The sequence below is a fragment of the Streptomyces sp. NPDC038135 genome (genome assembly GCF_055601245.1).
The window spans coordinates 319,080-344,709 of sequence record NZ_JBVJXS010000003.1; the positions used below are offsets into that span (position 1 = coordinate 319,080).

Annotated in this window: 27 protein-coding genes, 1 tRNA gene and 1 pseudogene; 16 read left to right on the forward strand and 13 right to left on the reverse strand. The window is 71.6% G+C overall.

All coding sequences use genetic code 11. The features are described 5' to 3' along the window. Positions 1 to 165: 165 nt before the first annotated feature. Together ACZ7JA_RS09890 and ACZ7JA_RS09895 are read left to right on the forward strand one after the other, a co-directional pair. The gene (locus ACZ7JA_RS09890; protein ID WP_351661823.1) at positions 166 to 699 is read left to right on the forward strand and encodes a peptidylprolyl isomerase; all 534 of its coding nucleotides are present in this window, start codon (positions 166 to 168) and stop codon (positions 697 to 699) included. 117 nt (positions 700 to 816) lie between these two features. Further along, positions 817 to 1,701 carry a rhomboid family intramembrane serine protease gene (locus ACZ7JA_RS09895; protein WP_389451913.1) on the forward strand — a complete coding sequence of 295 codons (885 nt, stop codon included), beginning with the start codon at positions 817 to 819 and terminating at the stop codon, positions 1,699 to 1,701. Between the two features lie 261 nt (positions 1,702 to 1,962). On the opposite strand, the gene crgA is transcribed toward ACZ7JA_RS09895, so the two are convergent. Next, positions 1,963 to 2,217: a cell division protein CrgA gene (gene crgA, locus ACZ7JA_RS09900; protein ID WP_143630171.1), complete on the reverse strand. Its 255-nt coding sequence runs from the start codon at positions 2,215 to 2,217 to the stop codon at positions 1,963 to 1,965. 140 nt (positions 2,218 to 2,357) lie between these two features. Here crgA and ACZ7JA_RS09905 point away from each other — a divergent pair, with 140 nt between their 5' ends. The 5 genes and pseudogenes from ACZ7JA_RS09905 to ACZ7JA_RS09925 all read left to right on the forward strand — a co-directional run bounded on the left by ACZ7JA_RS09905 (position 2,358) and on the right by ACZ7JA_RS09925 (position 5,984). Then, a complete protein-coding gene (locus ACZ7JA_RS09905; protein ID WP_351661829.1) occupies positions 2,358 to 3,146 on the forward strand; it encodes a DUF881 domain-containing protein in 789 nt (262 codons plus the stop codon). 195 nt (positions 3,147 to 3,341) lie between these two features. Then, a pseudogene (locus ACZ7JA_RS09910) lies at positions 3,342 to 3,531 on the forward strand (hypothetical protein). Further along, a complete protein-coding gene (locus tag ACZ7JA_RS09915; protein ID WP_351661834.1) occupies positions 3,528 to 4,166 on the forward strand; it encodes an aminodeoxychorismate/anthranilate synthase component II in 639 nt (212 codons plus the stop codon). The pseudogene ACZ7JA_RS09910 and the gene ACZ7JA_RS09915 overlap by 4 nt, the downstream one beginning before the upstream one ends. Beyond that, on the forward strand, positions 4,163 to 5,218 hold the full coding sequence (locus ACZ7JA_RS09920) for a class E sortase (protein WP_470807852.1): 1,056 nt from the start codon (positions 4,163 to 4,165) through the stop codon (positions 5,216 to 5,218). Before ACZ7JA_RS09915 ends, ACZ7JA_RS09920 begins: the two co-directional genes overlap by 4 nt. Before the next feature lie 13 nt (positions 5,219 to 5,231). Further along, positions 5,232 to 5,984: a class E sortase gene (locus tag ACZ7JA_RS09925; protein WP_470807853.1), complete on the forward strand. Its 753-nt coding sequence runs from the start codon at positions 5,232 to 5,234 to the stop codon at positions 5,982 to 5,984. A gap of 111 nt (positions 5,985 to 6,095) precedes the next feature. Here ACZ7JA_RS09925 and pknB read toward each other — a convergent pair whose 3' ends face one another. The 6 genes from pknB to ACZ7JA_RS09955 form a co-directional block, all read right to left on the reverse strand. After that, complete coding sequence (gene pknB / locus ACZ7JA_RS09930) at positions 6,096 to 8,084, reverse strand: Stk1 family PASTA domain-containing Ser/Thr kinase (RefSeq protein ID WP_389300264.1); 1,989 nt, start codon at positions 8,082 to 8,084, stop codon at positions 6,096 to 6,098. A gap of 173 nt (positions 8,085 to 8,257) precedes the next feature. Further along, positions 8,258 to 9,736 carry a penicillin-binding transpeptidase domain-containing protein gene (locus ACZ7JA_RS09935; protein ID WP_351661845.1) on the reverse strand — a complete coding sequence of 493 codons (1,479 nt, stop codon included), beginning with the start codon at positions 9,734 to 9,736 and terminating at the stop codon, positions 8,258 to 8,260. Continuing rightward, positions 9,733 to 11,184, reverse strand: a complete 1,452-nt coding sequence (locus tag ACZ7JA_RS09940; protein ID WP_351661847.1) for an FtsW/RodA/SpoVE family cell cycle protein — start codon at positions 11,182 to 11,184, stop codon at positions 9,733 to 9,735. The genes ACZ7JA_RS09935 and ACZ7JA_RS09940 overlap by 4 nt, the downstream gene beginning before the upstream one ends. 27 nt (positions 11,185 to 11,211) lie before the next feature. Then, positions 11,212 to 12,750: a Stp1/IreP family PP2C-type Ser/Thr phosphatase gene (locus ACZ7JA_RS09945; RefSeq protein WP_389451955.1), complete on the reverse strand. Its 1,539-nt coding sequence runs from the start codon at positions 12,748 to 12,750 to the stop codon at positions 11,212 to 11,214. Positions 12,751 to 12,890: 140 nt separating this feature from the next. Then, positions 12,891 to 13,406 carry an FHA domain-containing protein FhaB/FipA gene (locus ACZ7JA_RS09950; protein WP_061922349.1) on the reverse strand — a complete coding sequence of 172 codons (516 nt, stop codon included), beginning with the start codon at positions 13,404 to 13,406 and terminating at the stop codon, positions 12,891 to 12,893. 10 nt (positions 13,407 to 13,416) lie between these two features. After that, entirely contained in the window at positions 13,417 to 14,277 is an 861-nt protein-coding gene (locus ACZ7JA_RS09955; RefSeq protein WP_351661854.1) for a DUF3662 and FHA domain-containing protein, read from the reverse strand. 404 nt (positions 14,278 to 14,681) lie between these two features. Here ACZ7JA_RS09955 and ACZ7JA_RS09960 point away from each other — a divergent pair. Next, positions 14,682 to 14,765: transfer RNA gene (locus ACZ7JA_RS09960), tRNA-Leu, on the forward strand. Positions 14,766 to 14,959: 194 nt separating this feature from the next. Continuing rightward, a complete protein-coding gene (locus ACZ7JA_RS09965) occupies positions 14,960 to 15,667 on the forward strand; it encodes a 4'-phosphopantetheinyl transferase family protein (RefSeq protein ID WP_450748451.1) in 708 nt (235 codons plus the stop codon). Between the two features lie 58 nt (positions 15,668 to 15,725). Here ACZ7JA_RS09965 and ACZ7JA_RS09970 read toward each other — a convergent pair whose 3' ends face one another. The 6 genes from ACZ7JA_RS09970 to ACZ7JA_RS09995 form a co-directional block, all read right to left on the reverse strand. After that, positions 15,726 to 16,160, reverse strand: a complete 435-nt coding sequence (locus ACZ7JA_RS09970; RefSeq protein WP_351661858.1) for a hypothetical protein — start codon at positions 16,158 to 16,160, stop codon at positions 15,726 to 15,728. Then, complete coding sequence (locus tag ACZ7JA_RS09975) at positions 16,153 to 16,608, reverse strand: GNAT family N-acetyltransferase (RefSeq protein WP_393432398.1); 456 nt, start codon at positions 16,606 to 16,608, stop codon at positions 16,153 to 16,155. The genes ACZ7JA_RS09970 and ACZ7JA_RS09975 overlap by 8 nt, the downstream gene beginning before the upstream one ends. Next, the gene (locus tag ACZ7JA_RS09980) at positions 16,605 to 17,120 is read right to left on the reverse strand and encodes a hypothetical protein (protein ID WP_351661864.1); all 516 of its coding nucleotides are present in this window, start codon (positions 17,118 to 17,120) and stop codon (positions 16,605 to 16,607) included. Before ACZ7JA_RS09980 ends, ACZ7JA_RS09975 begins: the two co-directional genes overlap by 4 nt. 33 nt (positions 17,121 to 17,153) lie before the next feature. After that, on the reverse strand, positions 17,154 to 18,272 hold the full coding sequence (locus ACZ7JA_RS09985) for an acyl-CoA dehydrogenase family protein (protein ID WP_470807854.1): 1,119 nt from the start codon (positions 18,270 to 18,272) through the stop codon (positions 17,154 to 17,156). Then, positions 18,269 to 18,862, reverse strand: coding sequence for an acyl-CoA dehydrogenase family protein (locus ACZ7JA_RS09990; protein ID WP_450742536.1), 594 nt, complete (start codon positions 18,860 to 18,862; stop codon positions 18,269 to 18,271). The genes ACZ7JA_RS09985 and ACZ7JA_RS09990 overlap by 4 nt, the downstream gene beginning before the upstream one ends. A 91-nt stretch (positions 18,863 to 18,953) precedes the next feature. Beyond that, positions 18,954 to 19,079 carry a hypothetical protein gene (locus ACZ7JA_RS09995; RefSeq protein ID WP_351661873.1) on the reverse strand — a complete coding sequence of 42 codons (126 nt, stop codon included), beginning with the start codon at positions 19,077 to 19,079 and terminating at the stop codon, positions 18,954 to 18,956. 284 nt (positions 19,080 to 19,363) lie between these two features. Between ACZ7JA_RS09995 and ACZ7JA_RS10000 the strand changes: the two genes are divergently transcribed. From ACZ7JA_RS10000 to acpS, 7 genes are all read left to right on the forward strand, one after another. Further along, positions 19,364 to 20,962 (forward strand): condensation domain-containing protein, encoded by a 1,599-nt coding sequence (locus tag ACZ7JA_RS10000; protein ID WP_470807855.1) that lies wholly within the window; start codon positions 19,364 to 19,366, stop codon positions 20,960 to 20,962. Positions 20,963 to 21,212: 250 nt separating this feature from the next. Continuing rightward, positions 21,213 to 21,473 (forward strand): acyl carrier protein, encoded by a 261-nt coding sequence (locus ACZ7JA_RS10005; protein WP_389300285.1) that lies wholly within the window; start codon positions 21,213 to 21,215, stop codon positions 21,471 to 21,473. Between the two features lie 31 nt (positions 21,474 to 21,504). Further along, a complete protein-coding gene (locus ACZ7JA_RS10010; protein WP_470807856.1) occupies positions 21,505 to 22,467 on the forward strand; it encodes a 3-oxoacyl-[acyl-carrier-protein] synthase III C-terminal domain-containing protein in 963 nt (320 codons plus the stop codon). Continuing rightward, positions 22,464 to 23,714 carry an acyl-CoA dehydrogenase family protein gene (locus ACZ7JA_RS10015; protein WP_470807857.1) on the forward strand — a complete coding sequence of 417 codons (1,251 nt, stop codon included), beginning with the start codon at positions 22,464 to 22,466 and terminating at the stop codon, positions 23,712 to 23,714. Before ACZ7JA_RS10010 ends, ACZ7JA_RS10015 begins: the two co-directional genes overlap by 4 nt. Then, a complete protein-coding gene (locus tag ACZ7JA_RS10020) occupies positions 23,711 to 24,517 on the forward strand; it encodes a hypothetical protein (RefSeq protein WP_470807858.1) in 807 nt (268 codons plus the stop codon). The genes ACZ7JA_RS10015 and ACZ7JA_RS10020 overlap by 4 nt, the downstream gene beginning before the upstream one ends. Further along, on the forward strand, positions 24,514 to 25,098 hold the full coding sequence (locus ACZ7JA_RS10025) for a GNAT family N-acetyltransferase (RefSeq protein ID WP_351661891.1): 585 nt from the start codon (positions 24,514 to 24,516) through the stop codon (positions 25,096 to 25,098). The genes ACZ7JA_RS10020 and ACZ7JA_RS10025 overlap by 4 nt, the downstream gene beginning before the upstream one ends. Further along, a complete protein-coding gene (acpS, locus tag ACZ7JA_RS10030) occupies positions 25,095 to 25,514 on the forward strand; it encodes a holo-ACP synthase (RefSeq protein ID WP_351661894.1) in 420 nt (139 codons plus the stop codon). The genes ACZ7JA_RS10025 and acpS overlap by 4 nt, the downstream gene beginning before the upstream one ends. The last annotated feature ends 116 nt before the right edge of the window (positions 25,515 to 25,630 follow it).

A 25,630-nucleotide genomic window follows, 5' to 3' on the forward strand; every position in this document is an offset into this window, starting at 1 on the left:
GCGGCATGCGAGGGCGGGCATATGGGTGCAACAGGGGCTTGTCGTCGACACTGCCACGAATCGTCGCCGAGCGCTCCCTCTCCGCGGAACTCGGCACGCCGGGCGCCGCCCGATCCGCGCCGTGCGAGGATCGGGGGGTTACACGAGGACAACGGAAGGCACACCGTGGCCGAGCAGCTCTACGCCACCCTGAAGACCAACCACGGCGACATCGAGGTACGGCTGTTCCCGAACCACGCGCCGAAGACCGTCAGGAACTTCGTCGAACTCGCACAGGGCGAGCGTGAGTGGACCCACCCGGGCACCGGCGCCGTGACCACGGACCGGCTCTACGACGGCACGGTCTTCCACCGGGTGATCAGCGGTTTCATGATCCAGGGCGGCGACCCGCTGGGCAGCGGCATCGGCGGTCCCGGCTACGAGTTCGAGGACGAGTTCCACCCGGACCTGTCCTTCAACAAGCCGTACCTGCTCGCCATGGCCAACGCCGGCCCGGGCACCAACGGCTCGCAGTTCTTCATCACGGTCTCCCCGACGACCTGGCTGAACCGCAAGCACACCATCTTCGGCGAGGTCAGCGACCCGGCCGGCCAGAAGGTGGTGGACGCCATCGCCGCCGTGCCCACGACCAAGCCGAACGACCGGCCGGTCAACGACGTCGTCATCGAGTCGGTCGTCATCGAGAAGCGCGCGAGCTGATCGCGGGCGCGCTCGCGCCCCGGGCCGCCGCAGGGAACCAAACGCCCCGCTCGTCCGTATGGAAGAGCGGGGCGGGGTAGTTGCCGGGGGAAGGCCCACGACCAGCAAGGGGTGCTCATGGACCACGCCGCAGACCGCACGCACGACGCCCGGAGCGTGCCCGTGTGCTACCGGCACCCGGACCGCGAGACCGGCGTGCACTGCACCCGCTGCGAGCGCCCCATCTGCCCCGAGTGCATGGTCAGCGCCTCGGTCGGCTTCCAGTGCCCCGAATGCGTCCGCGCCGGCTCCGGCACCGGACACTCCCCGGCCGCCTCCCGCCCGCGCACGGTCGCGGGGGGCACCGTGACGGCGGATCCCCGGCTGGTCACCAAGATCCTCATCGCGATCAACATCGCCGTGTTCATCGCGGTGCGGGCCGAGAGCTCGCTGGTGGACCACCTGGTCCTCATCGGCGAGTGGCCCCCGAAGCCCTACCAGCCGACGATGGGTGTCGCCGAGGGCGAGTACTACCGCTTCCTGAGCTCGATGTTCACCCACCAGGAGATCTGGCACATCGCGTTCAACATGCTCAGCCTGTGGTGGATCGGCGGACCGCTCGAGGCGGCTCTCGGCCGGGCCCGCTACCTGGCGCTGTACTTCGTCTCCGGACTGGCCGGAGGCGCCCTGACGTACCTGCTCGAAGGGCCTTCCACGGCCTCGCTCGGCGCCTCGGGCGCGATCTTCGGGCTCTTCGGGGCCACGGCGGTGCTGATGCGCCGGCTCAACTACGACATGCGCCCGGTCATCGCCCTGCTGGTGATCAACCTGATCATCACCTTCGGCTGGGGCGGTATCGCCTGGCAGGCCCACATCGGCGGCCTGGTCGCCGGCGTCGTCACGGGCTACGCCATGGTGCACGCCCCGCGTGAGCGGCGGTCGCTGATCCAGTACGGCACCTGTGCGCTCGTACTGGTCGCGGTCGTGGTCATGGTGCTGGTCAGAACCGCTCAGCTCACCTGACGTCGAACCGTTGTCCACAGTGTGTGGCGAATCTTGTGCATACTGTGCGGGCACAGCTGCGCCCCCTGCCGCTCGGATGTGTTTCCGCAGGTGAGGCAGGGGGCGAACGGTTTTCCAGGGGCCGGTAGGGCAGTCACACCGGCGTCAACGCCCGATGGGTTATCCACAGATCGTAGTCTTTTCCCCAGGAGGGTGTGGACGACGTTGCAATCCTGTGGATAACTCAGTGAACAGCCGTGGGCAGAGCCGGTCGGGACCGGTCTACTTCCACTGGGTGGAGACGCCGAAGCCGGCGGCGATGAAGCCGAATCCGACCACGATGTTCCAGTTGTCCAGGCTGTCGATCGGCAGCGAGCCGTCCGTGACGTAGAAGACGACGATCCAGGCCAGGCCGATGAGGAACATGGCCAGCATGACCGGCGCGACCCAGGCGCGGTTGGTGAGCTTGATGGCCTGCCCCTGCTTCGCGGGCGGGGGCGTGTAGTCGGCCTTCTTGCGGATACGTGACTTCGGCACGAGGGTCTCTCCTGTCGATGCGCTGCGTGGCCGCGCAGGTAACTGGGTCGGTCCGGGGCAGCGTACAAGGGGACGCTTAGCGCTCCCCCGGGCGTCCGTTAGCGTAGTGCTTCCGCGGCGCCGAAGGAGATAAGGGTACGTTGAGCAATTCTGCCGACTCCCCCGGGACGGGATCAACGGGTTCCGGGCCCGTTCGTTCGTCGCGCCTGCGTCCGGCGCGGATTCTCACGGTGGCCGTGTTCGCGCTGGCCGGTCTGATCTTCTTCACCAGCTTCAACACGGCCAAGGGCACCGACATCCGGCAGGACGCCTCGCTGCTCAAGCTGTCCGACCTGATCCAGGAGCGCAGCCACAAGAACAAGCAGCTCGACGAGTCGAACGCGGCCCTGCGGGACAACGTGGAGTCGCTCGCCGAGGGCGACGACGGCAGCACCAGGGCGCAGGACGAGAAGCTGAGCGGTCTGGAGAAGAGCGCGGGCACCCAGCAGGTCAAGGGCAGCGCGATCACCGTCACCCTCAACGACGCCCCGCCGAACGCCACCGCCAAGCTCCCCGGCTACCCCGAGCCGCAGCCCGACTACCTGGTCATCCACCAGCAGGACCTGCAGGCCGTGGTGAACGCGCTGTGGCAGGGCGGGGCCAAGGGCATCAAGGTCATGGACCAGCGGCTGATCTCCACCAGCGCGGTGCGCTGCGTCGGCAACACCCTGATCCTCCAGGGCCGCGTCTACTCGCCGCCGTACAAGATCACCGCGGTGGGCGACCCGGAGCGGCTGCAGCAGTCGCTTGCCGCGAGCAAGGCGATCCAGACGTACATGGTGTACGTGAACGTCTACGGCCTCGGCTGGAAGGTCACCGAGGACGGGACGGCGACGCTGCCGGGCTACTCGGGCACCGTGGACCTGCACTACGCGAAACCGGTGCAGTAGCCACCCACCCGCGGGGCCGGCGGCGCGCGGTCCGGCGGAACCGCCGCGGCCGGCGTTGAGGCGATCGGCCCCCTGTCACGTACGTCCGGGTACACACGTCCGGACGGGTCCCCCGCGCTGACCACGCAGCCCGCCGAGTCAGGCCGACCAAGGGCTGCACGCCGTTAGTCTGGTGCCGTACGGCGTGGGTTACCGGTGCCGTGGCGAGACGGGAAGGGACGGCATGTACGGCTGGATCTGGCGGCATCTGCCGGGGAACGTGTGGGTGAAGGCGACGGTCTCGCTCGTCCTGGTCCTGGCCGTGGTCTACGTCCTGTTCCAGTACGTCTTCCCCTGGGCCGAACCGCTGCTGCCCTTCAACGATGTGACGGTGGACAACCAGTGAGCGCGCGGATTCTCGTCGTCGACAACTACGACAGCTTCGTCTTCAACCTGGTCCAGTACCTGTACCAGCTGGGCGCCGAGTGCGAGGTGCTGCGCAACGACGAGGTGTCGACCGCGCACGCCCAGGACGGCTTCGACGGCGTGCTGCTGTCGCCGGGACCGGGCACGCCGGAGCAGGCGGGCGTGTGCGTGGAGATGGTCCGGCACTGCGCGGCGACCGGCGTCCCCGTCTTCGGGGTGTGCCTCGGCATGCAGTCGATGCAGGTCGCGTACGGCGGTGTGGTGGACCGGGCGCCCGAGCTGCTGCACGGCAAGACCTCGCTGGTGGAGCACGGCGGCCGGGGCGTCTTCGCCGGGCTGCCCTCGCCGTTCACGGCGACCCGCTACCACTCGCTGGCCGCGGAGCCCTCGACCGTCCCGGACGAGCTGGAGGTCACCGCCCGTACCCACGACGGCATCGTCATGGGGCTGCGGCACCGTGAACTCCCGGTGGAGGGCGTGCAGTTCCATCCCGAGTCGGTGCTGACCGAGCACGGACACCGGATGCTGGCCAACTGGCTGGTGGAGTGCGGCGACGAGGGCGCGGTGGCGAGGTCGGCGGGGCTCGCCCCGGTGGTGGGCAGGGCCACGGCGTGACCGCGCTGCGCCCGGAGCGCGAGACCGATGCCTCGTACGGGGATCAGTCGTACGGGGCTTCCGGTGCGCTTGGGGACTGGCAGGCCGCGGGGCCGGCGCCGGGGGAGCCGTACCGGGCCGCCCTGGACGACGAGACGATGGCGCTGCGGCTCCCCGACCCGGTGCAGGGGCCCGGGAGCGGGGCCGCACGCGCCTCTGGAGCCTCTTCCGCCTCCTCCGTTCCCGGAACCCCGCCGGGTGGCCGCGCGGCCCGCAGGAAGGCCGCCAAGCGGCGCGGCGGGCGCCACGGCGGAGCGCACCGGGAAGCCGCGGCCCCGGAGCCGGAGACCGGGCGGCCGCTGTCCCGGGTCGAGGCCCGGCGGCAGGCGCGGCTGCGCAAGGCGAGTCCGGGTGTCATCGCGAGCCGGGCGATCGGCGAGGTGTTCATCACCACCGGCGTGCTGATGCTGCTGTTCGTCACCTACCAGCTCTGGTGGACGAACGTCCGCGCGCACGCGCAGGCGGGCAGCGAGACGCACCAGCTGCAGGACGACTGGGCGAGCGGCAAGCGGGCCCCGGGGGTGTTCGAGCCGGGCCAGGGCTTCGCGATACTCCACATCCCCAAGCTGGACGTGGTCGCGCCGATCGCCGAGGGCGTCAGCAACAAGAAGGTGCTCGACAAGGGGATGGTCGGGCACTACGGCGAGGCCCCGCTGAAGACGGGGATGCCGGACGCCAAGACGGGCAACTTCGGCCTGGCGGCGCACCGCAACACCCACGGTGAGCCGTTCCGGTACATCAACCGGCTGACGCCGGGTGACCCGGTCGTGGTCGAGACGCAGGACGAGTACTTCGTGTACAAGGTGACCTCGACGCTGCCGGTGACACCGCCGTCCAACACCAGCGTCCTGAACCCGGTGCCCAAGGGCTCGGGCTTCACCGGGCCGGGCCGCTACATCACCCTGACCACCTGTACGCCGGAGTTCACCAGCAAGTACCGGCTGATCGTCTGGGGCAAGATGGTCGAGGAACGCCCGCGCAGCAAGGGCAAGCCGGACGCGCTCATCGAGTAGGGGCAACAACACTGTGGCAGCCACCGCCGACGACACCGAAGACCACACGGACGCGCCCGGCGCGACGCCCGACCCGGGCCGCCGCGGCCCCGGCCGGGTCGCGCTGGCGGTCAGCTTCTTCGGGGAACTGCTCATCACCGCGGGCCTGGTGATGGGACTGTTCGTCGTCTACTCCCTGTGGTGGACGAACGTCATAGCGGACCGCAGGGCGGACCGGCAGGCCGACCGGGTCCGCGACCACTGGGCCCGGTCCGCCGACACCGGTCCCGGCGCCCTGGACACCAAGGACGGCATCGGCTTCCTGCACGTGCCCGCGATGCGCAACGGCGCGGTGCTGGTGGAGAAGGGCACCGACGAGGACGTCCTCGACGACGGCGTGGCCGGCTACTACACGGACCCCTTCAAGGCCGTGCTGCCCACCACCGGGAAGAAGGGCAACTTCACCCTCGCCGCTCACCGGGACGGCCACGGCGCGAAGTTCCACAACATCGACAAGCTGAAGGAAGGCGACCCGATCGTCTTCGAGACGAAGGACGACTGGTACGTCTACAAGGTCTACTCGATCCTCCCGGAGACCTCGAAGTACAACGTCAAGGTCCTCTCCCAGGTCCCCGAGGAGTCCGGCAGGAAGAAGCCGGGCCGCTACATCACCCTGACGACCTGCACGCCCGTGTACACCTCGCGCTACCGGTACGTGGTGTGGGGCGAACTGGTCCGCGTGGACAAGGTCGACAGCGGGCGGACGCCGCCGGCGGAGCTGCGCTGAGGCGCCCACCCCGACCGGCGCACTCGCCGGCAACGCGCGGCGCCCGGCCGGGAGTTCCCAGCCGGGCGCCTGCGTGAACCGCTGCGGACCGGTCCGTCGACCGTGTGCCGGCTAGCCTCCGACGCCGCCGAAGATGTTCGGGCCGCCGTTGTTGCCGTTCTGGGCCACGGTGAACAGGGTCACCGTGTCGCCCTTGTTCACGGGGCTGCCCGGCGTCGGGTTGGACGTGAGGACCCGGGCGTTGTCGTCCTGCGAGCCGCCCTGGACGGCCACCTGGAGCCCGAGGTCCTCGAGCATCTTCCGGGCGTCCTTGAGGCTCCGGTTCTGCACCTGCGGAACCTGGACCTGCTGGTTCTGCACCTTGCCGACGTTGATCGTCACCGGGGTGTTCTTGGCGACCTCGCTGCCCGCCTGCGGGTTGGTCGAGAGGACCTTGCCGTCGTCGTCCGGGTTGTCGGTGGGGGTGTCGTTGCAGGTCGCGTTCGGGGCCAGGCCCTTGGACTGCAGCTCGGCCCTGGCCTCGTCACAGGTCTTCCCGGTGACGTCCGGGACCGCGACCTTCTCCTCGGCCTTCGCGACCGTGAGGACGATGGTGGAGCCCTTCTGCCGGCTGGTGCCGCCGTCCGGGTCCTGCTTGGTGACCACGTTGGGCGTCTGGCTGGACACCTCGGTCTTCTTCTCGACCTCGAAGCCCTTCTTCCGCAGCTGGGCCTCGGCCTGGTCGTACTGGATGCCGAGCACGTCGGGGACGGTGACCTTGGGCGCGCCGGTGGACACCACCAGCTTGATGGTGTCGCCCTTCTTGACGTCCGAGCCCTCCGTCGGGTTCTGCTCGCAGACGTTGCCCTTCGGCTGGTTTGCGCAGGGCTTGCGGGTGGGGGGCGCCAGCTTCAGGCCGCGGTTCTCGGCCATCTTCTGGGCCGTGCCGTAGCTGTTGCCGACGAAGTTCGGGGCGCCGAACGTGTCGCCCTCGCCGTCGTGCGAGCTGAACACGTACTGGCCGATCAGGATCGCGCCGATCAGCACCAGGATGCCCGCGACCACGAGGAGGATCGTCGAGGAGTTGTTCTTCTTCTGCTGGCGGCGGCGGTCCGGGCGCTCGTCGTAGCCGTAGCCGCCGTCGTCGGGGCTCATCGGCGGGAGCATGGTGGTCGCCCCGCCGCCCGCGTCCGAGCGCAGCGCGGTCGTCGGCCGGTCGTCGGGGTAGCCGCCGTAGCCCGCCGCGCCCACGGCGCCCATCGCGGCCGTGGCGGCGACCGGCTGGCCGTCGAGGCAGGCCTCGATGTCGGCGCGCATCTCGTCGGCCGACTGGTAGCGGTAGTTCGGGTCCTTGACCAGGGCCTTCAGGACGATGGCGTCCATCTCGGGCGTGATCTCGGGGTCGAAGACCGAGGGGGCCTGCGGCTCCTCGCGGACGTGCTGGTAGGCCACGGCCACCGGTGAGTCGCCGACGAAGGGCGGGCGGACCGTCAGCAGCTCGTAGAGGAGGCAGCCCGTCGAATAGAGGTCCGAGCGGGCGTCGACCTGCTCGCCCTTGGCCTGCTCCGGGGAGAGGTACTGGGCCGTGCCGATGACGGCCGCGGTCTGGGTCATGGTCATGCCGGAGTCGCCCATGGCACGGGCGATGCCGAAGTCCATGACCTTGACCTGGCCGTTGCGGGTCAGCATGACGTTGGCCGGCTTGATGTCGCGGTGGACGATGCCGGCCCGGTGCGAGTACTCCAGGGCCTGGAGGATGCCGATGGTCATCTCCAGCGTCCGCTCCGGCAGCAGCTTGCGGCCGGAGTGGAGGAGCTCACGGAGCGTGGAGCCGTCGACGTACTCCATGACGATGTACGGGATCGAGACCCCGTCGATGTAGTCCTCGCCCGTGTCGTAGACCGCGACGATCGCGGGATGGTTGAGCGAGGCGGCCGACTGGGCCTCCCGGCGGAACCGGGCCTGGAAGGACGGGTCGCGCGCGAGGTCCGCGCGCAGCGTCTTCACCGCCACGGTGCGGCCGAGACGGGTGTCATGCGCGAGGTAGACCTCCGCCATGCCACCACGACCGAGCACCTGGCCCAGCTCGTACCGGCCGCCGAGGCGACGCGGCTCTTCCATAGCTACCTACCAGCCCTCTCCGTCGGTCTCGGCCGCGCACATGTCGTGTGCGGCCGGAGGCTGCCGTCCGGGCCTACCGTACCCGGCTCGCTCCGTGTGCCCTGGCCAAGCCCGGAACCCGATACAGGACCGGTATCGCAACGTGCAACGATGTGAAGGGGACGTGAGCGGGTTCACTTCTTGGAGTCGATGACCGCCTCCATGACGCTCTTCGCGATCGGCGCGGCCAGGCCGCCGCCGGAGATGTCGTCACGGTTGGCGTTCTCGTCCTCGACCACCACGGCCACGGCGACCGGCGAGCTGTTGTCGCTGAGCTTGGCGTACGAGATGAACCACGCGTACGGGTTCGCGCTGTTCGCCACGCCGTGCTGGGCGGTGCCGGTCTTGCCGCCGACGGTCACCCCGCCGCCGATCTGCGCCCGCTGGCCCGTGCCGCTCTTGACGACCGTCTCCATCATCGACTGCAGGATCTGCGCGTTCTCCGGGGACAGCGGCCGGCTCAGCTCCTCGGGGTCGGTCTTGGCGACCGGGTCGAGGTTGGAGGACTGCAGCTGGTCGACCATGTACGGCTTCATCAGCTTGCCGTCGTTGGCGACGGCCGAGGCGACCATGGCCATCTGCAGCGGGGTGGCGGCGGTGTTGTACTGGCCGATGGAGGACAGCGCGGTCTGCGACGGGTTCATGTCGTCGGAGAACACCGAGGCGCTGGAGCGGACCGGGGTGAACTGCTCGGCGTCGAAGCCGAACTTCTTCGCCTCGTCCAGCATCTTGTCGTTGCCGAGGTCGGCGCCGATCTTGCCGAAGACGGTGTTGCAGGACACCCGCAGCGCCTCGCGCATGTTGGCGTCCTTGCAGGGGATGTTGCCCTCGTTCTTCAGCTCGGTGGTGGTGCCCTTCATGATGTAGGGCAGCGGGGAGTCGGTCTTCTCGTCGGCCGACTTGTACAGGCCGTTCTCCAGCGCGGCCGCCGCGGTGACCACCTTGAAGGTGGAGCCCGGCGGGTAGGTCTCGCGCAGCGCCCGGTTGAGCGCCGGGTCGGACGGGTCGTTCTTCTTGAGGATCTTGTTCCAGGCCTTGGAGTCCTTGTCCGTGTTGCCCGCGAAGCTCGACGGGTCGTACGAGGGGTAGGACGCCAGGGCGAGGATCTTGCCGGTGGAGGGCTCAAGGGCCACCACGGCGCCCTTGCCGCCCTGGGACTTCAGGCCGCCGTACGCGGCCTTCTGCGCGGCGGCGTTGAGCGTGGTGACGACGTTGCCGCCCTGCTGGTCCTTGCCGGTGATCATGTCGAGCGTCTTGCGGAAGAAGAGCCGGTCGTCGTTGCCGGTGAGGATGCCGTCCTCGATGCTCTCCAGCTGGGTGGCGCCGAACGCCTGCGAGGAGTATCCGGTGACGGGGGCCCACATGGGCCCGTCCTTGTAGGTGCGCTTGTACTTGAAGTCGCCGCTCTTGGACTCGACCGACCCGGTTATGGGGTCGCCGTCGACGACGATGTCGCCCCGCGGGTTGGCGTACCGCTCGATGGCGACCCGGCGGTTGGCCGTGTCGGTGCGCAGCTGGTCGGCCTTGACGTACTGGAGCCAGTTGTCGCGGATCAGCAGGGCCAGGACGAGCAGGCCGCAGAAGATCGCGATCCGGCGCAGGGGCTTGTTCATGACGGGCGGACCACCTGGGTCATCTCGGCGTCGGGGTTGGCGGCGGGTGCGGGTGCCGGGCGGCGCGCGGTGTCGCTGATCCGGATGAGGATGCCGATCAGGGCCCAGTTGGCGATCACGGAGGAACCGCCGTAGGCGAGGAACGGCATCGTCATACCGGTCAGCGGGATGAGGCCCATGACACCGCCGGCCACGACGAACACCTGGAGCGCGAAGGCGCCGGACAGGCCGATGGCGAGCAGCTTGCCGAACGGGTCGCGGGCGGCGAGCGCGGTGCGCACGCCGCGCTCCACGATCAGGCCGTAGACGAGGAGGATGGCCATGACGCCGGCCAGGCCCAGCTCCTCGCCGAAGGTGGCGAGGACGAAGTCGGAGTTGGCGGCGAAGCGGATCAGCTCGGAGTGGCCCTGGCCCCATCCGGTGCCCAGGGTGCCGCCGGAGCCGAAGGCCCACAGGGCCTGCTGGAGCTGCTCGGAGTGGACCTTGCCGTCGTGGACGCCGGAGCGGCTGGCCAGGTACTCGTGCATGGGGTTGAGCCACGCCTGCACACGGGTCTGGATGTGCGGTTCGAAGCTGGCCACACCGACGGCGCCGAGGGCGGACATCAGCAGGCCGAAGACGATCCAGCTGGTCCGCTCGGTGGCGACGTACAGCATGATCACGAACATGCCGAAGAACAGCAGCGAGGTGCCGAGGTCGGTCTCGAAGACGAGGATGAGGATCGAGATCGCCCAGACGACGAGGATCGGGCCGAGGTCGCGGCCGCGAGGCAGGTACATGCCCATGACGCGGCGGCTGGCCAGGGCCAGCGCGTCACGCTTGACCATCAGGTAGCCGGCGAAGAACACGGCCAGGACGATCTTGGCGAACTCGCCGGGCTGGATGGTGAAGCTGCCGACCTTGATCCAGATCTTGGCGCCGTAGGTGAGGTCGGCGCCCAGGCCCGGTACCAGCGGGAGCAGCAGCAGCACCAGCGCCGCCGCCATGGAGATGTACGTGTAGCGCTGCAGCGTGCGGTGGTCTTTGAGGAAGATCAGCACGGCGACGAACAGCCCGATGCCCAGCGCGGTGTAGATGAGCTGGTTGGTCGCCTTGCCACCGGCGACGCCGATGCTCTGCAGCAGCTTCGACTGGTCCAGCCGCCAGATGACCACCAGCCCCAGCCCGTTCAGCAGCGTCGCCAGGGGCAGCAGCAGCGGGTCGGCGTAGGCGGCGAACTTGCGCACCACGAGATGGGCGATGCCGGCCAGCAGACCGAGGCCCAGGCCGTAGCCGAGCAGGCCGGCCGGGACCGAACCGTCGATGGCCAGGCCCACGTTGGCGTAGGCGAACACCGGGATGACCACCGCGAAGACCAGCAGGGCCAGTTCGGTGTTGCGTCGGCTCGGTGCGCCGATGGCGCCGATCGTGGACGTGTGGTGCGTCGGTGTGTTCGAAGTGCTGCTCATCGTGTGACAGGGCCTCTCACGGCGTGCTTACTGCTTGCCGCACTGATCGACGACCTTCTGCTCATTCTCGGAGAGGCTCGGGCCGGGACTGGGCTTGGCGGTCGGGGACTTCGAGGGGGACGACGGGGACTTCGACGACGCCGACGGATTCGGCGTGGGCGATGCCTTGGACGTGAAGGAGGCCGGGGTGGTTCCCGTGGTGCCTCCGGCCTCGCCCTCGCCGGTCTTGGCGTTCTTCTCCGTCTCGGCGGCCGCGCGCTCCGCCTGCTTGCGGCACGCGGAGGCCTGCACGGACAGGGCGTCGATCTTCGCCCGGGCCTGGTCCAGGCCACCCGCCGTGATCGTGTTCTTGACCTGCTTCTGCTGGTAGGGCGGCAGGTACTTGAGTTCGATCTCGGGGTGGTCCTTCTCGACCTTGGACAGCGACACCCAGGCCAGGTCCTGGCTGATGCCGCGGTACAGGGCGACGTGCTCGCCGTTGGTGCCGACGTAGTACTGGGTCTGCGTCCAGCGGTAGCCGCCGTACAGGCCGCCGCCGATCACGGCGAGGGCGAGGACGCCGTAGAACGATCTCTTCAGCCACCTGCGGTTCTTGCGCGGCTTGGTGAAGTCCTCGTCGCCGTAGTCCCCGTATCCGTCGGTGGGGACGTAGCCGGTGGTGTCGCCGGAGCCGGGCGGGCCGAACTCGCCGCCGCCCCCGGGGTGGCCCTGGCGGCCCAGGTGGGAGGCGCGGCCGGCCGGGGTCTGCATGATGCCGTTGTCGTGCAGGTGGTGCTGGTTCTCCGCGACGGCGCCGACCACGACCGGGGTGTCGGACAGCTGCCCGGCGAGGGTGTCGCCGGTGTCCAGGTCGAGCACGTCGGCGATGATCACGGTGATGTTGTCCGGGCCGCCGCCGCGCAGCGCGAGCTGGATCAGCTCCTGCACGGTCTCCTGCGGGCCCTGGTAGCTGGCGAGGGTCTCCTCCATCGTCTGGTGGGAGACGACGCCGGACAGACCGTCGGAGCAGATCAGGTAGCGGTCGCCGGCCCGGACCTCGCGGATGGACAGGTCGGGCTCGACGTGGTCGCCGCTGCCGAGGGCGCGCATCAGCAGGGAGCGCTGCGGGTGGGTGGTGGCCTCTTCCTCGGTGATGCGGCCTTCGTCGACGAGCCGCTGCACCCAGGTGTGGTCCTGGGTGATCTGGGACAGCACGCCGTCGCGCAGCAGGTACGCGCGCGAGTCGCCGACGTGCACCAGGCCGAGCCGCTGCCCGGTCCACAGCAGGGCGGTGAGCGTGGTGCCCATGCCCTCGAGCTGCGGGTCCTCCTCGACCATGGAGCGCAGCTGGTCGTTGGCGCGCTGCACGGCGTGGCCGAGGGAGGTGAGGATGTCGGAGCCGGGGACGTCGTCGTCGAGCGTGACCAGGGTGGAGATGACCTCGGAGGAGGCGACCTCGCCGGCCGCCTGGCCGCCCATGCCGTCGGCGATCGCGAGCAGGCGGGGACCGGCGTAACCGGAGTCCTCGTTGCCCTCCCGGATCATGCCCTTGTGCGATCCGGCGGCGAAGCGCAGTGACAGACTCATGCGCACCTCGCCCGTCGGCTCCGGGTACAGCCGGTCGTGTCGAGCCACACTGCCCACCCTCCGGTCGGGAGCGCGCCGCAGACCGGGGTGCGGCCTGCCGCTGCGTGCTCGCTCCGCTCGCGCTCACTCATGACGTAGCACTACTTCCGCAGCTCGATGACGGTTTTGCCGATGCGGATCGGCGCGCCCAGCGGGATCGGCGTGGGAGTCGTCAGCCGGGACCGGTCCAGGTAGGTGCCGTTGGTGGAGCCGAGATCCTCGACGATCCACTGGCCGTCGCGGTCCGGGTAGATCCTGGCATGGCGGCTGGAGGCGTAGTCGTCGTCCAGCACGATCGTGGAGTCGTGCGCCCGGCCCAGGGTGATGGTCTGTCCCTGCAGCGCGACCGTGGTGCCGGTGAGGGTGCCCTCGGACACGACCAGCTTGGTGGGGGCGTTGCGGCCGCGGCGGCCGCCGCCCTGCTGGCCGCGCTGCTGCGGGGGCGCGGACTGCTGCCGGGCGGCCTGCTGCGGCCGTGCCGCCTCCCTGCGCGCTCCGCGCTGGGTGACGCGTGTGCCGAACAGGTCACTACGGATGACCTGCACGGCCACGATCACGAACAGCCACAGTACGGCCAGGAAACCCAGCCGCATGACCGTGAGGGTCAGCTCTGACATTGCCCCCGCTTCACCCTTCGGCTTGCCGGTAAATGATGGTGGTGCTGCCCACGACGATCCGCGAGCCGTCGCGGAGCGTAGCGCGGGTGGTGTGCTGCCCGTCCACCACGATGCCGTTGGTGGAGCCGAGATCCTGGATCGTCGAGGGCGTTCCGGTCCGGATCTCACAGTGCCGGCGGGAGACGCCGGGGTCGTCGATCCGCACGTCGGCCTCGGTGCTGCGGCCCAGCACCAGGGTCGGGCGGGAGATCTGATGGCGGGTGCCGTTGATCTCGATCCAGTAGCGGGTGCGTCCGCCGGCCATGGGCGCGGCCGCGGGCCGCTGGGTGGCGGGCTGCGGGTATCCGTAGCCGCCGGGGCGGGTGCCGGGCGGCGGTGCGGACGGCATGGGGGGCGCTGCGGCGGGAGCGGCGGGCGGGTAGCCGTATCCGCCGCCCTGGGCGGGGCCGGGTCCGGGGCGGCCGGCGGGCGGCGCGGGGGGCGCCTGCTGGCTGCTGGAGGAGGCCAGGGTGCGGCTGCGCACCCGGTACAGGCCGGTGTCCAGGTCGTCGGCCTTCTCCAGGTTGACCTTGATCGGGCCCATGAAGGTGTAGCGCTGCTGCTTGGCGTAGTCGCGCACCATCCCGGCCAGTTCGTCGCCGAGCTGCCCGGAGTAGGGGCTGAGGCGCTCGTGGTCGGGCGCGCTCAGCTCCACGATGAAGTCGTTGGGGACGACCGTGCGGTCCCGGTTCCAGATGGTCGCGTTGTTGTCGCACTCCCGCTGGAGCGCGCCGGCGATCTCCACGGGCTGGACCTCGGACTTGAAGACCTTGGCGAAGGTGCCGTTGACCAGACCTTCGAGACGCTGCTCGAACTTCTTCAGGACTCCCATGGGGCACCTCCTCCGTCGCTGCCGTCGTGCCTTGCCCTGCTCTGTGCCTGCTGCGGGCCGCCGTGCCGCCCGTACTGCTCACTGATCGTATCTACGCGTCCTGCATTCAGCCGGTTCCCCGAGCGGCTCCCCTTCGAACTCCTGCAGACAGGATCGTAGAGGCGGGCAAGGACCAGTGTCCCGCACCCGGCTGTGGACCCGGGCCTCCTCATGGAGAGATGACCGGGACCGGTACGAGGTTGATACGTGAACAGGCTCTCCTCGATACGCGGCCGTCGCCTGGGCTCTCCCTACCCGGTCGGGCGGCAGGTAAGGGATGTGAATCCCACCCGTACGACGTGCTAATGTTCTGGATGTCGGAAGGCGCCGGGCCGCAAGGAACGGAGCCGGAAGACACACCCAATGCGCGGGTGGCGGAATAGGCAGACGCGCTGGATTCAGGTTCCAGTGCCCGCAAGGGCGTGGGGGTTCAACTCCCCCCTCGCGCACAGAGGAGCGTCCTCGGACCGCTCCGGTAGTACCGCTGGAACGGGCGGCATCGTGATGACGATGCCGCCCGTTCCGCGTTGCCCGGGAGGCTTCGCCGGTGGCCGGCGCAGGGGCGTCCGTCATCGGATGCCGTGGGCGGCCGTACGGTCCTTCCCGGCTCATGGTGTGTGAGGAAGCTCTCAGGGGGCGGGGCATGGCCGTTCGGGTGTGGGTCGTCGACGCGAGGACCGCCGACGAGGCGGAGGCGGCGCGGCTGTTGTCGGAGGCCGAGCTGGACCGGGCCGGGGAACTGGACGTGGCGTCGGTACGGCGGACGTTCGTGCTCTCGCGCGCCCTCCAGCGGACGCTGTGCAGCCGGTATTCGGGGGCGCCCGCCGCCGAGGTGGACATCACCCGGGCCTGCGCCCACTGCGCGCACCCCGGCCACGGCAAGCCCCGGTTCGCCGCGGCGCCGGAACTCGACTACTCCGTCTCGCACTCCGGGGACCTCGTGGCGATCGCCGCTTCCACGGACACCCGGGTGGGCCTGGACGTGGAGGCGGGCAGCCGGCACGTGGAGCCGGAGCGGATGATCCCGCTGCTGGCCACCGAGAGCGAGCGCACGGCGCTGGCCGGGCTGTCCGGGCAGGCGCTGCGCCGGGAGCTGTTCCGCCTCTGGGCGTGCAAGGAGGCCGTGGTGAAGCTCACCGGGCACGGACTGCTGGCGGTGCCTTTCACCGCGCTGGGCGTGGACGGCCCCGTCGTGCGGCTCACCGCCCCGCTGGACCACTGGCCCGACGAGGCGATCCGGCTGACCGGGCTGTCGCTGGACGAGGGGTATGTGTCGGCGCTCGCCACCACGGGGCCGCCGCCCGAGGTCGCCGTCGACCGGCTTGCGCGGGTGACGGACCTGGCCTGGTGACGTGCCGGGCGGCGGCCGCCCGGCGGCCGCCGCCCGGCGTCGTCGTCGGCGATCGTGGTCAGTACGCGTCTCTCGCCGCGTGGAGCACCCGGACGTCTCGGTAGGCGCCGGCGGCGAAGCGGTGGGAGCGCAGCAGACCGGTTTCGGTGAAGCCGTGGGCGCGGTAGCCGGAGGTGTCGAGGGACTCCGGGACGAGAGCCACGAACGAGGTGCACCGCTGGTAGGTGTGCAGGAAGTCGAGCAGGGCGCCGAGGGCGTCCGGGTCGGCGGTGGTCGCGGCGACCTCGGCCTGCCGCGGCTGGTCGGGATTGACCCGGCAGCCGAGGACGGTGTCCGCGTAGCGGAAGGCGGCGGCCCCGCCGGCCAGCTCCCGGGCGAGCAGCGGCTCGTTCTGGGTGACCGGGTCGAGTCCCAGGAACCCGCGCCCGTCGTCCCCGGCCGCGGTCAGCGCGGCCGCGGCGGCGGACGGGGTCAGCAGTTCCAGCTCAGGCATCGACGACTCCCCACACCTGACGTTCGACGGGACGGCCCGCGAGCCACAGGGCCTGCGGGATCGTGGCCTCGTGCCGGAAGCCGGCCGCTGCCAGGGCGGCGTCCGGCGGGTGCGCGGCGGGGGTGACGAGACCGTGGAGGCGGTGCAGGCCGAGCACCCGGAACCCGTGGTCGACCGCGGCCGCCAGGAGCCGGGCCGGATCCTCCGGAACGGTGTGCAGGCCGGTCTCCAGGCGGGCGCGCCGGTGGATCCAGTCGATCTCCGCGAAGCGGACGTAGCCTGCGCCGGGTACGACGCACACCTCGCTGGTGTCGTCGGCGGGGGCCGCCACCACGGACGGCTCGGCCAGCGGCGGCCGGCCGGCGACCGGCAGCCCCAGCATCTCGCCGGGCAGCCAGTCTCCGGTCAGCAGGGTGCGGTCGGCCTCTCGGTAGCCTCTCAGCCTCATGACGCGGGTGCCCAGATCTGTGAGAAGAAGACGGTGCCGCACGGCTTGCCGTCGTGCAGGGTGACGTGGGCGAGCGTGCCCTCCTCGGTGAGGCCGGCGGCCCGGGCGGCGGCGAGGCCGCGGGCGTCGTGCTCCCCCACGCGGACGGTCACCCGCACCAGTTCGCGGCGCCAGCGCAGCCCGTCCAGTACGGCCCGATAGGCCGCCGGCCACCAGTGGCCGGGCGCGCGGGCGTGCAGCCGCAGGTCGAGCTGGACATGTGATCCGTGTTCACTGCCCATGTCCTCCACGGCGTAGAGGCCGACCGGGACGGAGTCGGCCAGCAGGATGCGGGTGCCGTCGTCGAGGAGTCCGAGGAGCTCCCACTCGGCCCGGGTGTCGGGCTGGGCGGTGCGGAAGTGGAAGTCCGGCTCGGTGAAGAAGGCCAGGGCCGTCTCGCGGTCCGCCGCCCGTTCCGGGTCGTACGGGCGGGCGGACCAGTGGGGCGGGCCGGTGTCCGCGGGTGTGGTCATGGGTCCTTCCTCAGCCGTGCGGCCGCTGCCGCGTCACAGGTCGCGGGCGATCTGGAGTCGCTGGATGTTGCTCGTGCCGTCCATGAACTCGAAGGCGTACACATCGCGGCTCCACTTCTCCAGGAGCGGGTGGTCCAGCAGCGACGCCGGGCCCAGGGCCGTGGCGGCCCAGTGGGCGGTGGTCACGGCGAGGCGGGTGGCGTGCAGTTTGGCCATGGAGGGCGGGCGCTGGTCGTCGGGGTCGTGGTCGACCGAGGCCGCGGCCTCGTAGACCATCTGGCGGGCGGCGAGCAGCCGGGCCGTCATCACCTCGGCCGCGGTCAGGGCGGGCCGGTGCTCCCGCACGTACTCGGTGAGCGCCATGGCGGTGCCCAGGGCCAGTGCGGCGATGTGGACGCGCATGTAGTTGAAGGTGCGCATGACGCCCCACAGGCCGCGCTGGGACAGCCGCAGGTGGTTGCCGAGGACCATGTCCTCGGCCACGCGCACGCCGTCGAAGCTCAGTTCGCTGATGCGGGCGCCGCGCAGGCCGGTCATGTCCAGCGCGCGGCTGGTGAAGCCGTCGGCGGGGCAGTGGACGAGGACCGCGCGGATGGACAGCGGTGAGGGGCCGGTGCGGGCGAAGACGGCGCCGACGCTGCCGCGGGTGCCGTTGCTGATGTACCGCTTGGTGCCGTGCAGCCGGTATCCGCCGTCGGGGTCGCGTTCCAGGCGGGTGCTCAGCCGGGTCGCGTCGCTGCCCAGGCCGGGTTCGGTCATGCCGAAGAAGGTCCAGGTGCGGCCGTCGCCGATGGTCTCGTAGAAGTGGTCCTGCTGGGCCTCGCTGCCGAGGGCGTCGACGACCGTGCCGGCCAGGGAGGGGCCGGGGGCCGCGGTGAGCATCGCGGCGTCGCCGCGGGCGAGTTCGACGGTGCCGACCACCCGGGCCAGGCAGGTCTCCGTGTCGTAGGCGTCCAGCGGGGTGGCCGCGAGCCGGCCGCGGTGGCGCTTGGGTGTGGTGGCGCTGCGGACGATGTCGAGGCCCGGCGCGTCCAGGTGGCCGGCGACGGCGGTGGGGTCGGCGTCCACGGACAGGGCGCGCGAGCGCAGGTCGGGGACGGCGTCCGCGAAGCAGTCGCGCATCGCGCGCAGGGCCGGGTCGAGATCGGTCATCGCGTGCCTTCCCTCACGACCCAGCAGTTGGCGGTGAGTTGGGAGACGTGCGCGCTGCGGCCGGGGCTGTCGGTGAGGAAGCCGCTGGCGCCGAGCAGCTTGGCCGCCTCCCAGTCGAGGCCGGTGATGCTGTCGTGCACGTCGGCGAGGGTCGCCACGCTGCTCTCGGTGACGCGCAGTTGGGCGCCGAGCGCCTCCAGCGCGGTCAGCAGGTCGGCGACGGTGCCGAGCACCAGCTGCTTGCGGATGGTGGGTTCGCCGCCGGCCGTCCGGCCGGACAGGTGCTCCACGGCGTGCTCGGTGAGCCGCCGGGTGGCGCCCAGGCGGGCTGCGGCGAGGCGGGCGCCGAGGGCGACCAGCGTGCGCTCGGGGGCCGGGTCGCGGTCGGCGGGACGGACGAAGGCGATGCCCTCGTGTCCGGCGACCGGGTGCCGTACCACTTCGTCGTCGGGTCCCGTCCAGGCCGCCGGTACGGCGGCGACGGGCCCCGGCGCCGCGGCCGGGCCGAGTCCGTCGAGTGCCACGGCCAGTCCGGCGGCGAGTCCGTCGGTGTGGGCGGCCCGCTCGCATTCGGCGATCATGTCCGTCATTGGATCCTCCGGGACCCCTGCGATGTGCTCGGTGCTGGGAATGCGGCAGTGGCATGGCGCCGCCCCGGGGGGCGGCGCCATGCCACCGGGATCACGCGGCCTTGACGGCGGCCTTGACGGCGGCCTTGGTGGCGGCCTTCGTGGCGGCCTTGGTGGCAGCCTTGGTGGCGGCCTTCGTCGCAGCCTTGACAGCGGCCTTGGTAGCAGCCTTGGTCATGGGATTCACCTCCGTGAGAGTTATCAAAAATGCCCCCGCCTGCATTTCAGGGTTATGAGGGTGAATTAACGCCCGCTTGCCGGAAGTTGCTGCGGCGGCTGGTGCAATGAAGGCTGACGAATGCCCGCCGATGCTGTCAAGGAATTCCCGGGCGGCATCGCCTTGTGCTCGCTGACAGCTTTTGGCCGTCCTTTTGGTGACAGCGGACCGCGGTATTGGGGCGGCACCGGCTTCGCCCATCATCGAAAGTCGTTCCCACAGCGATCACGGAGGATCGAACGCCCATGGTGAAACAGGCGCGTCTGGGCCTCGGACAGCGGTACTTCTGGCTGCATCACCACCAGCTGCCGCCCACGGCCCGGCACGATACGCACATCGTGCTCGACCCGCCGCTGCCGGAAGGGATCGCGCCCGTCCGCGTCAGGACGGCCCTGAACTACCTGGTGCGCCGGCACGAGGCGCTGCGCACCACGTTCCCGTGCGACGCCGAGGGCCGGCCGGAGCAGCGGGTCCACCCGCCGGCCGCACTGCCGATCCGGGAGGTCACCGTCGAGGACGACGGCACTCCCGGCCCGGCCGAGGCGGTCGCCGAGTGCACCCGGGCCGGGTTCGACCTGGCCGCCGACTGGCCGGTGCGGGCCTGCCTGGTCACGGCGGGCGGGGTGCCCCGGCGGCTGGTGCTGGTCCTGAACCACATCGCGTTCGACGACTGGAGCGTCGACACCTTCCTGCGGGAGCTGGACGCGCTGCTCGCCGGCGCCGTCGCGGGCCGCCCGGCGGCGCTGCCCCCGGTGGTGCGGCAGCCGGCCGACCTCGCCGCCCCCGAGCCGGACGCGACGGAGGCGGACCGGGCGCGGCTGGCGCCCTGGCGCGAGGAGATCGCCGCCCTGCCGCGGGATGCCTTCGCCGCCCGCCGCCGCCCGGCCGGGCGACCCGCCTCGAGCAGCGCGGCGCTCACCTCGCCCCGGCTGCTGCCCGCTTCCCGGGCGGTCGCCGCACGGTACCGGGTGTGGCCGTCGGCCGTGCACATGGCGGCCTTCGCGATGACCACCGCCGCCTGGACCGGCAGCCGCCGGGTGCCCTGCTGGCTGTTCACCAGCCACCGGGACAGCGCCGCCACCATGGACGTGCTGACCTGCATGTTCGCCCCGCTGCTGGTGTTCCTCGACCTGTCCGGGGACGATCCGGCGTTCTCGGAGGCCGTGCGGAGCGCCGCCGGCGCCGTGGAGCGGGCGAAGAACCTGCCCCAGGCGGCCTACGACGAGGTCCTGGAGCTGCTCGCGGCGGAGGGTTTCCGGCGCGGCGCTGAGGTCCGGGTCGAGACCGAGCTCAACTTCCTGAACTACGCCCCCCGTTCCTGCGGCACCCGGCGCACCCGGTTCACCCGGAACCCGGAGCCCGCCGCCTGGGCGCGGTCCGGATCCGACGCCTACTTCCGCATCCACGAGTGGTCCGACGGCGTCACCGTCGCCCTGCGGGCGGCCGAGGCGGTGCTGCCGGCCGGGGAGGCGGAGCGGTTCCTGCGCGGTTACGAGGAGCTGATCGTGGCCCACGCCGAGGAGGGCACGGACCGGCGGCTCGGGGAGGTCGCGCGGGACCTCGGCTTCCCCGCCGCGCCGGACGGCGCCCCGGCGCACGCCGCCGGCCCGGCCGTCGCCTGCGCGCCGGACGCCGAGGCGGCGCTGGTCGCGGCCGTCGTACGGGTCAACGGGCTGGCCGGGATCGACCCGGCGGACAGCTATGTCGCCGCCGGCGGCCGGCTGCTGCGGGCCCCCGGCGTACTGGAGGCGCTGCGGGCGGCCGGCTGGCAGGGACTCGGCGTGCGCGAACTCGGCGGCGTGCAGCCGCTGAGGGCGCTGGCCGGGCGGCTGACGGCGTTGTGACATCGACTGGCCAGGAAATAACTGCCACCGGCGGGCACGGGGAATTGGCCGGCGGGCGCACTAGCCTAGCCGGTGCAGGTTTTTCTCCGCTGCCGTGGACAGGAAAAGCGCGCGGCCGTGAGTGCGCGCCGTAATTCGCCGGTCCCGGGCAGGGAAATCCGTCCGTGCCTTTTCCCGTGCCATTGACGGATCCCGTGCGCACGCAGCACCTGTATTCCACCAGTCAGCCCAGCCACGCGGAGGACGTGCCATGGAGCAGCAGAAGGTCGCCGAGCACATCAGGATCTCGCTGGAGGCGGTGCTCGGCCGCGAGGTCGGCGAACTGACGCCGGAGACACGGCTGTTCGAGGAGCTCGCCCTGGATTCGACGAGCGTCCTGGAGCTCCTGATGAGCCTGGAGGACACGGTCGGCCTGGAGATCGACCCGGACGAGCTGGACGCCGACGTGTTCCGGTCCTTCGGGAGTCTGTCCGACTATGTGACGAACCAGCTGCGGAAAGCGGCGGCGTGATCGGCGGCGCACCGCGAGCGGGGAGCCGGACATGACGATCACGCTGTCCCGGGTGGCGGCACGGGTGCCGGACCAGCGGGACTCGGTCGACGAGATCCTCGCCCGGTACGACCGTCCGCGCGCCGAACGGCGGCTGTTCACCCGGATCTTCGGGCTGCGCACCAGTCCCTCGCTCGCCGAGGGCGAGAGCCTGCTCGAGGCGCTGCTGGACGCCGGCCGCGAGGCGCTCGCGGGCCGCCGGGCGGACCTGGTGCTCTACGGGCACACGCTGCTGGTGCAGCCCTTCGGGCACCATGACGAGTTCGTCTCCCTCGTCCGCGACCGGCTGGCGCGTCCCGCGACCCCGGTGTACGGGATCTCCCGGATCAACTGCGCCTCGGTGCTGCGCGCGGCCGACCTCGCGGACCGGTTCCTGAGACGGCCGGGCGCCGGGGCCGACGACACGGTGCTGGTGCTCGGCGGGGACCAGGGCAGCATGGGCGACATGTCCCGGATCATCCCGGGGTTCGTCGTGTGTGGGGACGCAGCGGCGGCGTTCGTCATGGGGCGCGAGGGCGGCCGGCACCGCGGACGGTACCGCTATCTCGGCGGCGCAGCGGTGCGGGACGCCCGGTTCCACCGGAACCTGCGGATGAGCACCGAGGAGAGCCGTGAGTTCGGCACCGCGTGTGTCGAGGGCATGGCGCGAGTGATCGACGAGGCCCTTCGGCGGGCCGGTCTCGGCCGGGACGACGTCGACTGGATCATGCCGCACATGTCCAACGCGTTCGTGTGGCGGGCGGTGAGCGGCGCGCTGGGCATCCCCATGGACCGGGTCCACCTCGATCTGCTGCCCGAGCAGGGGCACACCTTCGGGGTGGACGCCCTGATGGCCCTGGACCACGCCGACCGCACGGGACGGTTGGCGCCCGGCACGCGGTGCGTGCTGGCCGCGCAGGGCATGGGGGCGTACTTCCAGGCGGCCGTCGTAGAGGCGACGGAGGAGGCGGAGTGAAGGCGGCGGACACGGCTGTGCGGGAGCGTGCGGGGCGGCCGGCGGCCGCGGGCGGGGGCGGGGCGACGGCCCGGCCGGAGACCCGCGGCGGTGTGGTCGACGGCGATCCCCGGCTGGTGGCGCTGCGGGAGCGGGTCGCCGAGGTGGCCGGCGAACTGCGCGCGCACGCGCTCGCCATCGACGCCGACCCGGACGGCGCCGCGCTGCCCGCCGGTTCGGCCGCGGTGGCGCTGATCCGGGCGGCGGCGCTGCCGGCGGAGCGCCGGACGGCGCCGGAGCCGCCGGAGGTCCTCGGCGACTACCGGGGCACCTGCCTGGAGCGGGTGGTCGCCACCCTGGAACTGGCGCGCGGTGACGCGGGCGCCCTGCTGGGCGCCCCCGGCCCCGCGCTGGCCGGGATCGTCGTGGACGCCCTCGGCAGCCCGGCGCAGCGGGACCTCTTCCACGCCCGGGTCGCGGACGGCCGTACCCGCACCTTCTTCGCGATGACCGAGCCCGCGCACGGCAGTGACGCCACCTCGCTGGAGAGCCGGCTGGAACGGACGCCCGGCGGCTTCGCCCTGTCCGGCCGCAAGCGGTACATCGGCAACGCCGCCCGTGCCGGGATCGGGGTCGTCTTCGCCCGCACCGGGCGCTCGCCGCTGACCATCCGGGCCGTGCTGGTGGAGCGCCCGGCCGGGGGCTGGCAGGGGCGGCGGCTCGACACCCTCGGGCTGCGGGGCGCCTGGCTGAGCGAGATCGCCTTCGACGGGCACCCCGTCTCCGAGGACCAGTTGCTGGGGCAGCACCTGCCGGTCTCGCGGCGCGGCCTGTGGGGTGCGCTGCAGACCTTCAACAACGTACGGATCCAGGTCGGCGCCATGGCCGTCGGCACCGCGCTGGCCATGCTCGACCGCGTCGGCGAGCTGGCCCCGGGCGCCCCGGGCGGGGAGGTGCTGCGCGCCAGGGCGGAGGCGGCGCGGGAGCTGGCCTACCGGGCGGCCGCCGAGGTCGACCGCGACCCCGACGCGCGGGTGATGCCGGCGATGGCCAAGCTCACCGGCAGCGGACTGCCCGTGGCGGTCGCCCACTGGGCGGCCGCCGTGCTCGGCCCCGGCGGTCTGCCGGCCGACCCGCTGCTGGAGAAGTGGTCCCGGGACGCCTACGGCTTCGAGTTCATGGAGGGCACCGGCAACATGCAGCGACTTCACATCGCCGACGGCCATGTGCGCAGTACGGGGCACCGGCCGGCCGGAGGTGACGCGTGAGCGCCGCCGCCCCTCCCGTGCTCAGCGTCGACGCCCTGGCGGTCGCGGTGGAGGAGTCCCCCCGCTACTGCGACGCCGGGCAGGCGCGGGCGGCCGGCGGCGACCCGGCCGAGGGCGGCCTGTTCGGCGGCTGGACGGAGGCCGACCCGGAGGCCGGCGGGCTGCTCGCCTCGTACCTGTCGTCCGTGGCGGAGCACAGCGGCGCCCCGCTGCGGGAGCTGCGCATGCTGGCCGCGCGCGAGGACGGCGCGGACCTGGCCGAGACCGCGCTGCGCAGGCTGGGGCCCCCGCCCGGGCCGCAGCCCTTCGTGCTGGTTCAGTCCGCGGCCGACCGCGACACCCTCAGCGCGGCCCTGCCCCGGCTCGTCCACGAGCGGGACTGGCCGGTCACGGAGGACATGGGCATCACGCACCTGGGCGACCTGGGCGGCGCCGCCGTGCTGGACCTGCTCTCCTGGTGGGCCGACCCCGCGGTCGGCGTCACGGCCGTCGTGGTCGACGAGCCGCTGTTCGCCCTCGCCGGCGCCGTGCCCGGGCGGCTGACCGCCGTGGCCCTGCGCTTCGGCGGCGGTGACGGCCCGCTGCGCGTGCTCGGCTGGGGCGAGGGCGGCCGCCCGGACCCCGGGGCGGACCGCGTCTTCACCGGTCCGGGCGCCTGCGGCGGCTGGCCGGACCTCCATCACGCACTCCACCGCGACGAACTGCGGTCGGGCGAGCGGGTCCTCGTCAGGTGCGGTGCGGACGAGCACCACGCCTGGGTCCTGCTGAGCCGTACGGCCGCCACTCCCAGGGAAGAGTCATGATCACACCCAGGATCCGGCACTTCGAAGAGGCCGACATCCCCGCGCGCAGCGCCCTGCTGCGCGAGCAGCGCTTCCAGGCCAACCTCACGGACTTCGCCGTGGTCTCCAGCGACGAGGCGCTCGTGGAGAACCAGCGGCGCACGATCGAGCACGAGCACGGCGTCAAGCGCATGTTCGCGATGTGCCATCCCGACGGGCGCACCCTGGGCTTCGCCTGGATCACCTCCATCGACTGGCGGGCCCGCACCTGCGAGCTCTCCTTCGGCGTGCTGCCCCGCTTCCGCGGCGGCTACGGCGCCGCGGCCGTCGGCGCCATGCACCGCTACATCCGCGAGGAGCTGAACATGCGGGCGGTGATCAACCAGGTGCTGGTGCACAACACGATGCTCGTGTCCGCCGAGGACCTGACGGCGCAGTCCCAGGTGCGATGTGCTTACGATTCGTTCACGGCGGGCGAATGGCGCGATTCCTGTTATTGGGCGCAGGACGCCGAGGAATACGAGCGGTCGATGGCCGAGCACGAGGAACGGCGCCGGGCGATCGCCGCCCGTATTCGCACCGCGAGCGGGGGCGCGGCGTGAAGATCGGCATCGATCTGCTGAGTATTTCGCGATTCAAGCGAATCGCGGAGCACGCGCGTTATCGCACGCTCGTCTTCACGGAGGCCGAGCTCCGCGAGGCGGACGGGCTTTCCGGGCCGCGCCGCGCCGAGCGGCTCGCCGGGCGGTTCTGCGCCAAGGAGGCCACGGCGAAGGTGCTCGGGCGGGGGCTCGGGCAGGGGCTCGGGTGGCGGGACATCGAGATCACCGGCGACCGCTGGGGGGCGCCGCAGGTGACGCTGCGTGGCCGGGCCCGGCGCCTGGCCGACGCGAGGAGGATCCACCGGATCGAGATGTCGGTATCGCACCACGGCGACCTGGTGGTCTGTGTCGCCGCGACCGTCCCCGCGGTCGGTTCGCCGGCGTGCGCGGGCGGCGGGGAGGAGGCGGCGGCATAGTGTCCGGATCCCGCCCGGAACGGTGGGGCAGTTCGGGTAAATCGGATTCGTTACGCCGGGGGATAACCCTTGACCTGCACCAATGCCTGACTCTTTGCCAGGTATTAATGCGCCCC